The sequence below is a fragment of the Leifsonia sp. 71-9 genome (genome assembly GCF_001898805.1).
Classification (GTDB): domain Bacteria; phylum Actinomycetota; class Actinomycetes; order Actinomycetales; family Microbacteriaceae; genus Leifsonia.
This window is the reverse complement of sequence record NZ_MKVJ01000017.1, coordinates 166,066-180,324: the sequence shown is the minus strand read 5'-3', so window position 1 is coordinate 180,324 and position 14,259 is coordinate 166,066. Positions and strand designations below refer to the sequence as shown.

Genomic DNA, 14,259 nt, shown 5'->3' with positions numbered 1-14,259 from the left:
TCAGCGGCGCGGGTCCTGGATGTCGCGGGCGGCGCGCAGGTCGGAGAGCGCGCGGTCGGTCTCGCGGGAGGGGGTTCCACCGCGGGCGGCGATCGCTGCGGCGAACCAGTCGCTCAGCACGAAGCGGCGGCGTCGCGGCGACGTGCCGCCGTCCACGGTGCGGGCCGGATGGGCGATCCAGCCGTGGTCGATGCCCGAAGTCCATGTCGTGTTTGCCATGTCATAGACGTTACGAGCGTAAAGAATCGGCCACGAGATGGCTCTGGGTCTATCTTCGCAAAGATACGGCCAGTAGCATGAGGGGATGTTGAGATCCGTCGCGGTGCCGCTCATCGACGAGTTCGCCATGTTCGAGTTCGGAGTGGTGTGCGAGGTGTTCGGCCTCGACCGCAGCTACGCCGGGCTGGAGCCGTTCGACTTCCGCGTCTGCGCGATCGACCCCGCCCAGCCCCTCAACGGACGCAACGGCGTGCAGCTGATCGCCCCCTACGACCTGAGCGCGATGGAGGATGCCGACCTCATCGCCCTGCCCGCGGCCGACATCCGCGACACCTACCCCGAGGAGCTGCTCGACGCGCTGCGCCGGGCCTCCGCACGCGGCGCGACGCTGCTCAGCGTCTGCTCGGGCGCCTTCGTGCTCGGCGAAGCCGGTCTGCTCGACGGCCGCGAGTGCACCACCCACTGGCGGTACGCGGATGCGCTGCAGCGCCGGTTCCCGAAGGCCCGGGTCAACCCCGACGTGCTCTTCATCGACGACGGCGACGTGATCACCAGCGCCGGCACCTCCGCCGGCATCGACGCGTGCCTGCACCTCGTGCGCCGCGAGCTCGGGAGCGCCACCGCCAACACGATCGCGCGCAACATGGTCGTCCCGCCGCAGCGGGACGGCGGCCAGCGCCAGTACATCGACAAGCCGGTCTCCGACTGCGAGGACGACACTTTCAGCGAGCTGATCGCCTACCTGACCGATCGCCTCGACGAGAACCACACCGTCAGCCGGCTCGCCGCCCGCATCCACATGTCCACGCGCAGCTTCTCGCGCAAGTTCGTGGCCGAGACCGGCGTCTCGCCGATGCAGTGGCTCACCACGCAGCGCGTGCTGCACGCGCGCCTGCTGCTCGAGACCACCGACCTCCCGATCGACGAGGTCGCCCGCCGCTGCGGCTTCGGCAGCGCCACCCTCCTGCGCCACCACTTCGACCAGGAGGTCGGCGTGCCGCCCACCCGCTACCGCGCCGCGTTCGCGCAGCGCGAGGCGCAGCCGGTACCTGTGCGCTGATCCGGTGCCTGTGCGCTGATCCGATGCCTGTGCGCTGATCCGATGCCTGTGCGCTGATCCGCGTGCGGCGGCGGTGAACCGGTGGTCACCGCACAGATCGGGTGGTCACAACACGCCGTGCGCCCCCTTGCGCCGACGGCGTGTTGCGACGACCAGATGCGGTCGGCAGCGTGCAAGACGGCGTGTTGCGACGACCAGATGCGGTCGGCAGCGTGCAAGGCGGCGTGTTGCGACGACCAGATGCGGTCGGCAGCGTGCAAGGCGGCGTGTTGCGACGACCAGATGCGGTCGGCAGCGCGCGAGACGGCGTGTTGCGACGAGTGGATGAGGCGGACGGCGCGACGCGGCATGTTGCGACAAGTGGATGGGCGGCCCCACGCAAGACGGCGTCACACGGGAATGCCCGGGGGCCCGCGCGGGCTGCATCCTGGGGAGGGCCGGAGGCGCCGGCCGACGACGAGAGGATGCGCGATGGCGACCGTGGTGCAGTACGAGCAGTTGGGCGGACCGGAGGTCCTGGAGGTCGTCGAGGTCCCGGATCCCGCGGCGCCGGCGGGCGGCGTGGTCGTGCGGGTGCACGCGGCGGGCGTGAACCCGATCGACGGCAAGCTGCGCAGCGGCGGCCGCCCGAGCGGTCCGTTCACCGGGCCGCGGGTGCCGGGAGGCGACGCGGCCGGGACGATCGTGGAGGTCGGCGACGGTGTCGATGGCTGGGCCGTCGGCGACGAGGTGGTGGTCCGCGGGGCGAAGGGCGCCTACGCGACCCATCTCGTGGCGGATGCGGCGCAGCTGGTGCGCAAGCCGGCGGAGGTGAGCTGGGAGCAGGCCGCGTCGATCGGCATCCCGGTGAGCACGGCATACCAGGCGCTCGTGTCGCTCGGCGTGGCGGAGGGCGAGACGCTCCTGATCCACGGCGGGTCGGGTGCGGTCGGCCGGGCGGCGGTGCAGCTCGCGCGACGCACCGGCGCGACGGTCGTCGCGACGGCCTCCCCCGCCAACCACCAGCGGCTGCGGGAGCTCGGCGCCACTCCGGTCGCATACGGCGACGGTCTGCTGGAGCGCCTGCGCGCGGCCGCCCCGCAGGGCTACGACCGCATCCTGGATGCCGTGGGCACCGACGAGGCCCTGGAGACGTCGTTCGCGCTGGTCGACGACCGGTCGGGGATCGGGACGGTCGTGGTCGGCGGGCGCGCGGCCGAGCTGGGCATCCAGGCGTGGGCGGGCGGCAACCCGGTGCCGCTGACGGCCGAGCAGAGCGCGCTCCGCGACGACGCCTACGGGCTGGTGCTCGACCTGATCGCGCGCGGGGAGTTCGAGGTGGACATCGCCCGCACGTTCCCGCTCGCCGAGGCCGCGGAGGCCGCCCGGCTCGTCGAGTCCGGCCATCCCGGCGGCAAGGTCGTCCTGCGGCCCTGAACGTGAAGCGCCGCCCCTGAGCCGCGCCCAGCGTCCCGCCCTCGCGCGGCTCAGGAGGCGGCGGGCGACCGCAGGATCGACTCCATCTTCTTGCCGCGGGCGACCTCGTCGACCAGCTTGTCCATGTACCGGATGCGCTGCATGAGCGGGTCGTCGATCTCCTCCACGCGCACGCCGCAGATGACGCCGGTGATGAGGGCGGCGTCGGGGTTCATGGCCGGCGCGCGGTCGAAGAACTCCTCGAGGGAGGCGCCGTCGGCGATGGCTCCGCGCAGGCCGGCGTCGTCGTAGCCGGTGAGCCAGCGGATGACGCGGTCGACGTCCTGCGCGTCGCGTCCCTTGCGCTCGACCTTGGCCACGTAGAGCGGGTGGATGCTCGCGAACGGCGTCGCGAAGAGGCGGTGGGAGGCCATGGTCCGAGCCTAGCCAGCCGTCACCGCCACGCAACCCGGGGTTCGGCGGATGTTCGCCCGCCTGCGCTCGGATGGGCTGCGCTGCCCGATCGTGGTCGGCTGGGAGGCCCGCGGGGGCGGACCCCGAGCGGACGGAACCTGACGGGGCGGAGCCCGACGGGGCGAGCCTGAGGGGTCGGAGCCCGAGCGGACGGAACCCGACGGGGCGAAGGGCGGGGGCGAGGATGAGCGGACCACGGGACTGGTCGCCGGCGGGTTACTGGGATGAGTCGGCCGCACCGGAGCGGCAGCCTCGCGGCTCCGGCCGCACCCGGCCCACCGGCTGGTGGATGGCCGTCGCCCTGCTGATGGGTGTCTTCTCGGTCCTGTGGCCGCTCGGGATGTCGTCGGCCTCCTCGGCCGGCCTCGGCGTCGCCGTCACGTCGGCCGGCGTCAGCGCGGTGTCGATCGCGCTCTGGTACCGGCACGCGGGCGGCGGGAAGGTGCTCCCGTCGATCGCCGCGACGCTCGGCTTCCTCGGGAGCATCCTGTGCATCTGGAGCCTCGCGGCGGCGGGGCTGCCCGGCACCGTTCCCCCGCTTCCGTCAGTGTTCGGGGCCGCGGCCTCGGCGCACGGCGGAGCGTCAGGCGACGCGGGAGCCGGCGCTCCCGCGTGCCGCGCGGACACGCCCGAGCCCGTTCCGGCGGCCGAGCCGGGCGACGCCGAACAGCAGCGCTCGGATGCGGTGCAGAGCACCGTGGCGGTGCTCGCGGATGCCGTCTGCGTCCAGGCCGCGGGCGGTGCGTACCCGGAGTCGCTCGCCGTGGCCGAGGACAGGACCGTCAGCTCCCCGTCGGGACCGATCGGCGCTCTTCCGCCCGGGATGCTGCTGGAGTACACGCGCACCGCCACGGGATTCAGCCTGACCGTCTCGGACGAGTCGGGCCTCCCGAGCGGCACCGTCGAGTTCCGCTGACCGCTCCCGCACCCCGCACGCCGCACCCCGCTCCACCGCTTCGCAGCACTGGCGGATTCCCAAAAAGTGAGTACACTCATAAATGAGCAAACTCACTTAAGGAGTTGAGGACGATGCCGGCAGGGCGCCGCGAGCGCAACAAGGAGGAGAAGCAGACGCGCATCTTCGATGCCGCGGAGCGCCTCTTCGACGAGCTGGGCTTCGCGAACGTCACCACGCAGCGCATCGCCGACGAGGCGGACGTCGCCGCCGGGACCGTGTTCCGCTACGCGGCCACCAAGGCCGAGCTGCTGATGATGGTCAGCAACGAGCGCAGCCGGGAGCGCATCCGCGCCGGCGTCGAGGCGGACGACCCGTCCGCTCCTGCGACCGCACGCATCCTCTCCCTCATCACCCCGCTGGTCCTCGCCGGTCGCGACAACGACGAGAACACGCTCGCGTACCAGCGCGAGCTGCTGTTCGGCGACCAGGGCGAGCGGTACCGGGAGGAGGGGCTGGCCCTGTTCGGCGAGCTCCGCGAGCGGATGGGCGCGCTGCTCTCCGACAGCTGGGAACGCGCACGGGCCGTCGCGGCCGCACCCGAAGCGGCCGCGCCCGACCCGGCCGCCGCCTCCCGCGCGCTCTCCGCCATGCTGCACTTCGCCATCGCGGATGCGGCGGCCCACGGCCGCTCCACGAGCGAGCTGCTCACCGACCTCGCCGCGGACTTCGAGGTGATCGTCCGCGGCTACGAGACAGACCCGACCACCTCAGGACAGTCAGGACAGGAAGAGAAATGACCGGCATCACGAATGTCACCGTTCTCGGAACCGGCGTGCTGGGTTCGCAGATCGCGTACCAGACCGCGTTCCACGGCTTCGCCGTCACCGCGTACGACATCAACTCCGACGCGCTCGACGCCGCCAAGAAGCGCTTCGAGGGCCTCGCGGCCGTGTACGAGAAGGAGGTCGCGGGCGCTGCGGACGGCGCCGCGCACAAGGCGCTGGGCGGCATCCGCTACTCCGACGACCTTGCGCAGGCCGTGAAGGACGCCGACCTCGTCATCGAGGCGGTTCCCGAGAGCCTCGACCTCAAGCGCGACATCTACACGAAGCTGGGCGAGCTGGCGCCGGCGAAGACGATCTTCGCCACCAACTCCTCCACCCTGCTGCCGAGTGACCTGGTCGGCTACACCGGCCGCGGCGACAAGTTCCTCGCCCTCCACTTCGCCAACCACGTGTGGGTGAACAACACCGCCGAGGTGATGGGCACGACGAAGACCGACCCCGACGTGTACCAGCAGGTCGTCGACTTCGCGTCCGCGATCGGGATGGTGCCGATCGAGCTGAAGAAGGAGAAGGCGGGCTACGTGCTCAACTCCCTCCTCGTCCCGCTGCTGGATGCCGCGGCCGAGCTGCTCGTCGACGGCATCGCCGACCCCGAGACGATCGACAAGACCTGGCGCATCGGCACCGGCGCCCCCAAGGGGCCGTTCGAGATCTACGACATCGTCGGCCTCACCACGGCCTACAACATCGCCTCGGTCTCCGGACCGAAGCAGCGCGAGTTCGCCGCGTACCTCAAGGAGAACTACATCGACAAGGGCAAGCTGGGCCTCGCCACCGGCGAAGGCTTCTACCGCTACTGATCGGTGCGGCCGGGGCGACCCGCCCCGGCTCAGTGATGCCGCACGCGCGCGGCGGCGACCGCTTTCAGGTCGTCGCCGCGGAAGTGCCGCAGCAGCAGCCAATTGCGGCGCGCGACCGAGGCGCACAGCCCCGCGGTCACGACGCCGCACACGATGATTCCCCAGGCCCGCGGGTTCTCGCCCTGGGTCGGGATGGCCACGGCGAGCGCCGCCGTGGCGATCAGCGCCAGGACCGCGAGCACGGTCCCCGCACTCACTCCGCGCCACGCCCGGGCGCGCTCCGCACGGTCTCCCATGCGGCGCAAACTACTCCGCCTGAGCGGTTGACGCCAGATGAACGCGCAGTTAACGGCCGGTTCCGAGGCGGTCGTAGACCCGCGCCCAGCCGAGCTCGAAGGCGACCTCGTCGAGGCGCCCACGGTCGCGCAGACTCTCGAGCAGGGCGAGCTCGGCGAACGCCTCCTCCAGCTGCTCCTCGTCCCCGATGGTCTCGACGCCGGTGGTGAGCTGCACGCTGGACGACTTCAGCGAGCGGCAGCCGTGCCGCGCCCGCTTCGACAGCCTCCCGACGATCGCGAGGCCGCCGATGTAGACGGCGAGCATCCCGACCAGGGCGGCCGGCGGCGCCACGGGGGCGAGCGCCAGCGCGACGGCGAACGCCAGCGCGCCGCCGACGACGGGCCAGGAGCGCCAGAGCGTCAGGATGCGGCGGTCGGCGGCGTCCGAACCGGGCGCGTAGACGACGAGGCGCCGCACGCACACGCCGGTGCGCGCGGTGAAGAGGGCGGTGCTCTCCTCGATCCGGCCCCAGCGGTACGCGCCTTCGAGGAGGCGGGTGGTGCGGGTGCGCGGTGCGGGGAGGTGGATCGTGGTTGTCACGCATCCCGGTCTACGCCGGGGCGGGGTGCCGTGGAGCGATCCTCACGAGATCCTCACGGCCGAGGCGGACATCCTCACGCTCCCCGAACGCGCGACGCCGTCCCCGAACGCGCGGCGCCCCCGGCCGCAGTGCGGGCGGGGGCGTTCGATACGCGTGGGTCAGTGCTTGAAAGCGTCCTTGACCTTCTCAGCGGCCTGCTTGATGTCGGCCTTGACCTGGTCGCCCTTGCCTTCGGCTTCGAGGCGCTCGTCGCCGGTGGCCTTGCCGGTGGTCTCCTTGGCCTGACCGCCGAGCTTCTCCCCCGCGTTCTCGATCTTGTCGTCGAGTCCCATGTCGTCCCCTTTCGTCCGTGAGTTCATGTCGTCCGTCTGACCGGACACCTTCGACGTTCCCACCGCCTCGGGCCCTCGTCCAGTCCGCACGGCACGCCTGGGAAATCAACCCCCCGCACCCGGACGGTGCGCCTCTTCACCTGCCCCGGCGCGACGGACAGAATGAATGCCTGTGAGCATCCCGCGCCCCGCCAGCACCTACCGTCTCCAGATCTCCCCCGCCTTCACCCTCCGCGACGCCGCGCAGGTGCTCGATCACGTGCACCGCCTCGGCGCCGACTGGGTGTACCTGTCGCCTCTGCTGCAGTCCGAGCACGGCTCGGCGCACGGGTACGACGTGATCGACCACAGCCGCGTGGACGAGTCCCGCGGCGGCCCGGAGGCGCTGCGCGACTTCTCCGCTGCGGCGCACGAGCGCGGTCTGCGCGTGCTGGTCGACATCGTCCCGAACCACATGGGCGTCGCGACGCCCCGCGACAACGCCTGGTGGTGGGAGGTGCTCACCCACGGCCGCGACGCCGAGCACGCAGGGTTCTTCGACATCGACTGGGAGTTCGGCGGCGGGAGGCTGCGGCTCCCGATCCTGGGCGACGGCCCGGACGAGCTGGATGCGCTGCGCGTGGAGGACGGCGAGCTGCGCTACTACGACCACCGCTTCCCGATCGCGCCCGGCACCGGCGACGGCAGTCCCCGCGAGGTGCACGACCGGCAGCACTACGAGCTGATGTCGTGGCGCCGAGCGGACGACGAGCTGAACTACCGGCGCTTCTTCGCCGTGAACACGCTGGCCGGGCTGCGCGTGGAGGACGACCGCGTCTTCGACGAGACCCACGCCGAGATCGGCCGGTGGCTGCGGGAGGGACTGGTCGACGGCCTCCGCGTCGACCACCCGGACGGGCTGCGCGACCCCGGCGCCTACCTGGACCGGCTCGCGCGCCTGGCGGACGGCGCCCCGATCTGGGTCGAGAAGATCCTCGAGGGCGACGAGCGGATGCCGGCCTGGCCGGTCGACGGCACGACCGGCTACGACGCGCTCGGCCTGGTCGACCGCGTGCTCACCGACCCCGCCGGGGAGGACGAGCTGACCGCTCTCGCGGGCGCCCCGGAGTGGACGGGCCTGGTGCGCGAGCGCAAGCGCGCCGTGGCCGACGGGATCCTGCGCTCGGAGGTGCTGCGCGTCGTGCGCGAGCTGGGTGCGGCCGAGGCCGAGCAGCCCGCCGACGTCGCCGAGCGCACCGCCGACGCCGTCGCCGAGCTCGCCGCGAACTTCCCCGTGTACCGCAGCTACCTGCCGTTCGGCGCCGATCACCTGGCCGAAGCGCAGGAGGCGGCCACCGCCTCCCGCCCCGACCTCGCCGCGACCATCGCGTCCGTCGTCGAGCGCGTCGGCACCCCGGGCCCGGGCGCCCCGACGGCGCGCTTCGAGCAGACCACCGGCGCGATCATGGCGAAGGGCGTGGAGGACAACGCCTTCTACCGCTATCCGCGCCTCGTCTCGCTGACGGAGGTGGGCGGCGAGCCGAACGTCTTCGCCGTGTCGGTGGACGACTTCCATCGCCGGCAGGCGGAGCGCGCGGCCGACCTCCCGCACTCGCTCACGGCTCTGACGACGCACGACACCAAGCGCAGCGAGGACACCCGGGCGCGCGTCGCTGTGCTGGCGGAGCTGCCGGAGCGCTGGGCGCGCTTCCTGCACGCCGTGCGCGAGCGGGTCGCGCTCGGCGATGAGCCGCTGGAGGACCTGCTCTGGCAGTCGATCGTCGGCGCGTGGCCGGCCTCGCGCGAGCGGCTGCACGACTACGCACTGAAGGCGGCACGGGAGGCCGGAGCCTCGACCTCCTGGATCGACCCCGACGCCGCGTTCGAGGAGCGGATGGCCGGCCTCGTCGACGCCGCCTTCGACGACGACCGCGTGCGGGCCGAGGTGGAGGCGATCGCCGCGATCGTGGAGGCCCCGGGCGCGAGCAACGGCCTCGCCGCCAAGCTGATCCAACTGACCATGCCGGGCGTCCCGGATGTCTACCAGGGCACCGAGCGCTGGGACCGCTCGCTGGTCGACCCCGACAACCGGCGCCCCGTCGAGTTCGAGGCGGCCGAGGCGCTCCTCGCGCACGTGGACGACGGCTGGCTGCCGCCGATCGACTCGTCGGGCGCGGCGAAGGTGCTGGTCGCCTCCCGAGCCCTGCGGCTGCGCCGCGACCGCCCGGACCTCTTCGCCGACTACCGCCCTGTACTCGCCGACGGACCCGCGGCCGGGCACCTCGTCGGCTTCGACCGCGGCGGCGCGATCACGCTCGCGACGCGCCTGCCGCACGGGCTCGCCGAGGCGGGAGGCTGGGGCGAGACCACGGTCGAGCTCGGCGAGGGGAGGCTGCGCGACGCGTTCACCGCGCGCACGCACAGCGGGCGCACCCGGCTGGCCGACGTGTTCGAGCGATACCCGGTCGCACTGCTGGTCGCGACCGACGCCACCGAGGAGGACGCACGATGAGCGACGACCGCACCTTCCCTGCCCGCTCCTTCCCCGTCTGGGCGACCGACGCCGAGCGCGTCGACCTCGTCGTGACCGGCCGCGATCCCCTGCCGCTCACCCGCGGCGACGGCGGCTGGTGGCGGCTGGCCGAGCCCCTCGCCGCCTCCCCCGACCCCCTCGACTACGCGTTCTCGGTCGACGGGTCCGACCCGCGTCCCGATCCCCGGTCGCGACGGCAGCCGAACGGCGTGCACGCCCCCGGCCGCGAGTTCGACCCGGGCGCGTACGCCTGGGGCGACACCGCCTGGCGCGGCCGCGACCTCACCGGCGCGGTGATCTACGAGCTGCACCTCGGCACCTTCACCCCCGAGGGCACCCTCGACGCCGCGGCCGGCCGGCTCGACCACCTCGTCGACCTCGGCGTGGAGGCCATCGAGCTGCTGCCGGTCAACGCGTTCAACGGCACGCACAACTGGGGTTACGACGGCGTGCTCTGGTACGCCGTGCACGAGCCGTACGGCGGGCCGGAGGCGTACCAGCGCTTCGTCGACGCCTGCCACGCGCGCGGAGTGGCCGTCATCCAGGACGTCGTCTACAACCACCTCGGCCCCAGCGGTAACTACCTCCCCGTCTTCGGGCCGTATCTCGGCGACGCGCACAGCACCTGGGGCGCCTCCGTCAACCTCGACGGTCCGCAGTCGGACGAGGTGCGCCGGTACATCCTCGACAACGTGCGCTACTGGCTCGACGACATGCACGTCGACGGGCTGCGGCTCGATGCCGTGCACGCCCTCCACGATTCGCGGGCCGAGCACATCCTGGAGGCGATGGCACGGGAGGCCGCCGCCGTCGCCGAGCGGACCGGCCGCCCCGCGACTCTCATCGCCGAGAGCGACCTCAACGACCCGAAGCTCATCCGCTCCCGTGCCCACCACGGGTACGGCCTCGACGCCCAGTGGGACGACGACGTGCACCACGCGCTGCACGCCAACCTGACCGGGGAGGTCACCGGCTACTACGCCGACTTCGGCGACCCGGCCGCCCTGGTGAAGGTGTTCGAGCGCGGCTTCTTCCACGACGGCACCTGGTCGAGCTTCCGCGAGCGGCACCACGGCCGCCCGCTCGACGCCGACATCCCGTTCACCCGGCTCGTCGCCTTCAGCCAGGACCACGACCAGATCGGCAACCGCGCCGCCGGCGACCGCCTCACCGCCACCCTCGGCGCGGGCTCCCTCGCCGTCGCCGCCGCCCTCACCCTGCTCGGCCCGTTCACGCCGATGCTCTTCATGGGCGAGGAGTGGGGCGCGACCACCCCGTGGCAGTTCTTCACCTCCCACCCCGAGAAGGAGCTCGGCGAGGCCACCGCCCGCGGCCGCATCGCCGAGTTCGCCCGCATGGGCTGGGACCCGGAGACCGTGCCCGACCCCCAGGATCCGCAGACCTTCCAGCGCTCGAAGCTGGATTGGTCGGAGCCGGAGCAGCCCGACCACGCCCGCCTCCTCGACTGGTACCGCACGCTCACCGCGCTGCGCAGCGGCATCCCGGCGCTCGCCCCGGCGACCGAAGTCGAGTTCGACGACGGCGTGTTCGCGTTCACGCGCGGCGGCCTGCGGGTGGAGGCGGCGCTCAGCGGCAGCGGCCTGCCCCGGGACGCGGCGGACGGGGAGGTCGTGGCCTCCTTCGCGGACGCCGTGCGGGTGACGCGCGCCTCGCTCTAAGAGGCGAGCTTCATGCTGACCAGGCGGTTGAGACTGACGTGCTCCTCCGCCGCCCGGACGACGAGTGCGCGGTGCAGCTCGGGCGGGACGCGGACTTTGAACTCTCCGCTGTACCGTCGCTCCGAGAACGGGACCGGCACGGGTTCTCCGGCAATCTCGAGGTCGGCCACCACCTCGCGCACGAGGTTCACGATCCCGGCCAGAGCCTCGGCCTGCGTCTCCGCGAGCCAGGAGAGCGCGGGGAGCTCCGCCACCTTGCCGACGAACTCGCCATCCTCCGCCGACCACTCGACTCGATACGTGTAGTGCAGGTATTCGCTCATCGTCCCTCTCCCTTCAGCCGGTCGATCGCCGCCAGCACCTGACGCACCTGGTACGGCTTCGCTATTCCGCGACCATTCTGAATGTTCACGCGCGGATCACCGGGCCACGGCATCCGGAACACCATGTGGCTGGACCCCGTCTGCCGCGGCGGCCCGAAGAATTCCTCGCACACTTTGACCAGGTCGTCGAAGAACACGCCCCTCGGGTTGGAGCGCATCCGAACAAGGATCTTCTCGACGCCAGCCATCCACTATGGTGCCATTAATGACACCATAATACAAGCGAAGAGGAGTGATCGCGCCTGGCCTGCGCCCCGATAACGGCCCGCGCCCGCGCTGTCAACCGCTGGTGAGCGCCCATCGGCGCCCGGTAATCTGACGGTTCCACGATCGGAGGCGCCGTGAGCGAGCCCAGCCCATCCCACCCCCGCACTGCAGCACCTGCAGCCCGCGCACGCGGGGCCCACAGGTGACCGCTGAGCGGTCTCGGCCGTACCCTCTGGGTGTCACGCTGGTGGAGGGCGGCGCGAACGTCGCCGTCTACAGCGAGCGCGCCGACAAGGTGGTCGTCTCGATCTTCGACCATCGTGGACGCGAGAAGCAGACCGTGCTCACCGAGCGCACCGGGCACGTCTTCCACGGCTTCGTCCCGGGCCTGACCGCGGGCACGCGTCACGGCCTGCGCGTGCACGGGCCGTGGGACCCGGCCAACGGCCTCCGCTTCTCCCCCGCGAAGGTGCTGCTGCCTCCCCGCTCCCGTGCCGTCACCGGGTCGTGGGACAACACCCAGGCCGTTTTCGGGCACCAGCTCGGTCGCCCGCGCCGCCGCAGCGATACGAACGGCGCCCGGCACGTGGCGCTCGGCGTCGCCGTCGACCGGCAGGAGTTCGACTGGGGCGACCACGAGCGCCCGCACACGCCGCTGAGCGAGACCATCATCTACGAGCTGCACGTGAAGGGCTTCACGAAGCTGATGGAGTGGGTGCCGGAGGAGTTCCGCGGCAGCTACGCCGGGCTCGCGCATCCCGCCGCCGTCGAGTACCTCAAGAACCTCGGTGTCACCGCGGTCGAGCTGCTGCCCATCCACCAGTTCGTCCAGGATGCGCACCTGCTCGAGAAGGGCCTGCGCAACTACTGGGGCTACAACTCCATCGGCTTCTTCGCCCCGCACAACGAGTACGCCGCCACCGGCGACACCGGCCACCAGGTCGACGAGTTCAAGGGCATGGTCAAGGCGCTGCACGCCGCGGGCATCGAGGTCATCCTCGACGTGGTCTACAACCACACCGCGGAGGGCAACGACCTCGGCCCGACCTACAGCTACAAGGGCATCGACAACCCCTCGTACTACCGGCTGGTGGAGGGCGACGCCGCCCACTACTTCGACACCACGGGCACGGGCAACAGCGTCAACGTGAGCCACCCGGCCGCGCTGCAGCTGATCATGGACTCGCTGCGCTACTGGGTCGAGGACATGCACATCGACGGGTTCCGCTTCGACCTCGCGACGACGCTGACCCGCCAGGGCGGCGACGCCAGCCTCCACAGCGCGTTCCTCACGCTCATCCAGCAGGACCCGACGCTCGCCGAGGTCAAGCTGATCGCGGAGCCGTGGGATGTCGCCGGCTACCAGCTGGGCGGCTTCCCGGCCGACTGGTCCGAGTGGAACGGCAAGTTCCGGGACGACGTGCGCGACTTCTGGCGCGGGGAGCCCGGGGTGCTCTCGACCCTGTCGCAGCGCGTGTTGGGCAGCCCGGACATCTACGAGGACTCGCGGCGGGCTCCGCTCTCGAGCGTCAACTTCGTCACCGCGCACGACGGCTTCACCCTCGCCGACCTCACCAGCTACGAGGAGAAGCACAACGAGGCCAACGGCGAGGACAACCGCGACGGGGAGTCCGACAACCGCTCCCGCAACTACGGAGCCGAAGGCCCGACCGTCGACGAGGCGATCAACGCCGTCCGCATCCGGCAGCGCAAGAACTTCCTCGCGACGGTGCTGCTCTCGGCCGGCGTGCCGATGATCCTGGGCGGCGACGAGATCGGCCGCACACAGCAGGGCAACAACAACGCCTACTGCCAGGACAACGAGATCTCCTGGTTCGACTGGGAGAACGCGGACTGGGACCTCCACCGCTTCACCACGGAGCTCATCCGCCTGCGCCGCACGGAGCCGGCGCTGCGCCCCGAGTGGTACCGGCACGCTCCCGAGGTCGGCGGCCCCGACACCGTGCAGATCGTCCGCACCGACGGCGAGCCCTTCGGCGACGACGACTGGGGCGACCCGGAGGCCCGCTCGATCGGGTTCGTGCTGCGCCACGAGGGCGCCGACGCGTTCCTCCTGCTCTTCAACGCCGCGGGCAACGGGGTGGACTTCACCCTGCCCGCGTCCGACGGGCAGCCGTGGGAGCTGGCGCTGTCGAGCGACCCCGAGCTGACCGTGGCCGCCGACGAGCCGAGCGTCATCGTCGGCGAGACCTCCTTCGCCCTGCTGCGCTCGCGCCGCGCGGACGAGAACCAGGGCACGGATGGAGACGACCACCGGGACGAGTAGGCGTGCGCGGTGCCCGCGTCTGCGGCGCTCCCGCACGCCAGTGCGCCGGATCTCCGGAGATTCGGCACCATCGCGGCCTGTTCACCGGAGTTACGGCGAGCTGAGCGGCGTGGCGGCGGTCGGTGCCGGAGTTCCGGCGCGCCGCCGTCCGACGGCCGGGCAGGGGAATGTCGCCGCCGGGACTTCGGCGAGCCGAGCGGCGTGGCCGCGGTCGCTGCGGAACTCCGGCGAACTGAGCGGCGTGGCCGCGGTCGACGCCGGAACTCCGGCGAACTGAGCGGCGTGGCC

Annotated in this window: 16 protein-coding genes; 8 read left to right on the top strand and 8 right to left on the bottom strand. The window is 72.0% G+C overall.

The annotated features are described in order from the left end of the window. A complete protein-coding gene (locus BGO91_RS10605) occupies positions 1-219 on the bottom strand; it encodes a hypothetical protein (RefSeq protein ID WP_290472730.1) in 219 nt (72 codons plus the stop codon). Between the two features lie 85 nt (positions 220-304). Here BGO91_RS10605 and BGO91_RS10600 point away from each other — a divergent pair, with 85 nt between their 5' ends. Next, the gene (locus BGO91_RS10600; RefSeq protein ID WP_290472729.1) at positions 305-1,279 is read left to right on the top strand and encodes a helix-turn-helix domain-containing protein; all 975 of its coding nucleotides are present in this window, start codon (positions 305-307) and stop codon (positions 1,277-1,279) included. Positions 1,280-1,750: 471 nt separating this feature from the next. After that, entirely contained in the window at positions 1,751-2,695 is a 945-nt protein-coding gene (locus BGO91_RS10595; protein WP_290472728.1) for an NADP-dependent oxidoreductase, read from the top strand. A 50-nt stretch (positions 2,696-2,745) separates the two neighbouring features. On the opposite strand, the gene BGO91_RS10590 is transcribed toward BGO91_RS10595, so the two are convergent. Next, on the bottom strand, positions 2,746-3,108 hold the full coding sequence (locus BGO91_RS10590) for a DUF2200 domain-containing protein (protein ID WP_290472727.1): 363 nt from the start codon (positions 3,106-3,108) through the stop codon (positions 2,746-2,748). A 224-nt stretch (positions 3,109-3,332) separates the two neighbouring features. Here BGO91_RS10590 and BGO91_RS10585 point away from each other — a divergent pair, with 224 nt between their 5' ends. The 3 genes from BGO91_RS10585 to BGO91_RS10575 all read left to right on the top strand — a co-directional run bounded on the left by BGO91_RS10585 (position 3,333) and on the right by BGO91_RS10575 (position 5,691). Then, on the top strand, positions 3,333-4,064 hold the full coding sequence (locus tag BGO91_RS10585) for a hypothetical protein (RefSeq protein WP_290472726.1): 732 nt from the start codon (positions 3,333-3,335) through the stop codon (positions 4,062-4,064). Between the two features lie 113 nt (positions 4,065-4,177). After that, entirely contained in the window at positions 4,178-4,843 is a 666-nt protein-coding gene (locus tag BGO91_RS10580; protein ID WP_290472725.1) for a TetR/AcrR family transcriptional regulator, read from the top strand. Continuing rightward, positions 4,840-5,691: a 3-hydroxyacyl-CoA dehydrogenase gene (locus tag BGO91_RS10575; RefSeq protein ID WP_290472724.1), complete on the top strand. Its 852-nt coding sequence runs from the start codon at positions 4,840-4,842 to the stop codon at positions 5,689-5,691. Before BGO91_RS10580 ends, BGO91_RS10575 begins: the two co-directional genes overlap by 4 nt. 29 nt (positions 5,692-5,720) lie before the next feature. Here BGO91_RS10575 and BGO91_RS10570 read toward each other — a convergent pair whose 3' ends face one another. From BGO91_RS10570 to BGO91_RS10560, 3 genes are all read right to left on the bottom strand, one after another. Then, positions 5,721-5,987 carry a hypothetical protein gene (locus BGO91_RS10570; RefSeq protein ID WP_290472723.1) on the bottom strand — a complete coding sequence of 89 codons (267 nt, stop codon included), beginning with the start codon at positions 5,985-5,987 and terminating at the stop codon, positions 5,721-5,723. 49 nt (positions 5,988-6,036) lie between these two features. Continuing rightward, on the bottom strand, positions 6,037-6,570 hold the full coding sequence (locus tag BGO91_RS10565; RefSeq protein WP_290472722.1) for a DUF6611 family protein: 534 nt from the start codon (positions 6,568-6,570) through the stop codon (positions 6,037-6,039). A gap of 159 nt (positions 6,571-6,729) precedes the next feature. After that, a complete protein-coding gene (locus tag BGO91_RS10560) occupies positions 6,730-6,903 on the bottom strand; it encodes a CsbD family protein (protein ID WP_021765607.1) in 174 nt (57 codons plus the stop codon). A gap of 178 nt (positions 6,904-7,081) precedes the next feature. Between BGO91_RS10560 and treY the strand changes: the two genes are divergently transcribed. After that, positions 7,082-9,394 carry a malto-oligosyltrehalose synthase gene (gene treY / locus BGO91_RS10555; RefSeq protein ID WP_290473135.1) on the top strand — a complete coding sequence of 771 codons (2,313 nt, stop codon included), beginning with the start codon at positions 7,082-7,084 and terminating at the stop codon, positions 9,392-9,394. Then, positions 9,391-11,094: a malto-oligosyltrehalose trehalohydrolase gene (treZ, locus tag BGO91_RS10550; protein ID WP_290472721.1), complete on the top strand. Its 1,704-nt coding sequence runs from the start codon at positions 9,391-9,393 to the stop codon at positions 11,092-11,094. The genes treY and treZ overlap by 4 nt, the downstream gene beginning before the upstream one ends. Here treZ and BGO91_RS10545 read toward each other — a convergent pair. Continuing rightward, positions 11,091-11,417 carry a toxin-antitoxin system HicB family antitoxin gene (locus BGO91_RS10545; RefSeq protein ID WP_290472720.1) on the bottom strand — a complete coding sequence of 109 codons (327 nt, stop codon included), beginning with the start codon at positions 11,415-11,417 and terminating at the stop codon, positions 11,091-11,093. The genes treZ and BGO91_RS10545 overlap by 4 nt on opposite strands. Beyond that, on the bottom strand, positions 11,414-11,665 hold the full coding sequence (locus tag BGO91_RS10540; protein ID WP_290472719.1) for a toxin HicA: 252 nt from the start codon (positions 11,663-11,665) through the stop codon (positions 11,414-11,416). The genes BGO91_RS10545 and BGO91_RS10540 overlap by 4 nt, the downstream gene beginning before the upstream one ends. A 221-nt stretch (positions 11,666-11,886) precedes the next feature. Between BGO91_RS10540 and glgX the strand changes: the two genes are divergently transcribed. Beyond that, a complete protein-coding gene (glgX, locus tag BGO91_RS10535) occupies positions 11,887-13,971 on the top strand; it encodes a glycogen debranching protein GlgX (protein WP_290472718.1) in 2,085 nt (694 codons plus the stop codon). Between the two features lie 90 nt (positions 13,972-14,061). On the opposite strand, the gene BGO91_RS10530 is transcribed toward glgX, so the two are convergent. Beyond that, positions 14,062-14,259: hypothetical protein (locus tag BGO91_RS10530; RefSeq protein WP_290472717.1), on the bottom strand; the 198-nt coding region annotated here is incomplete at its 5' end.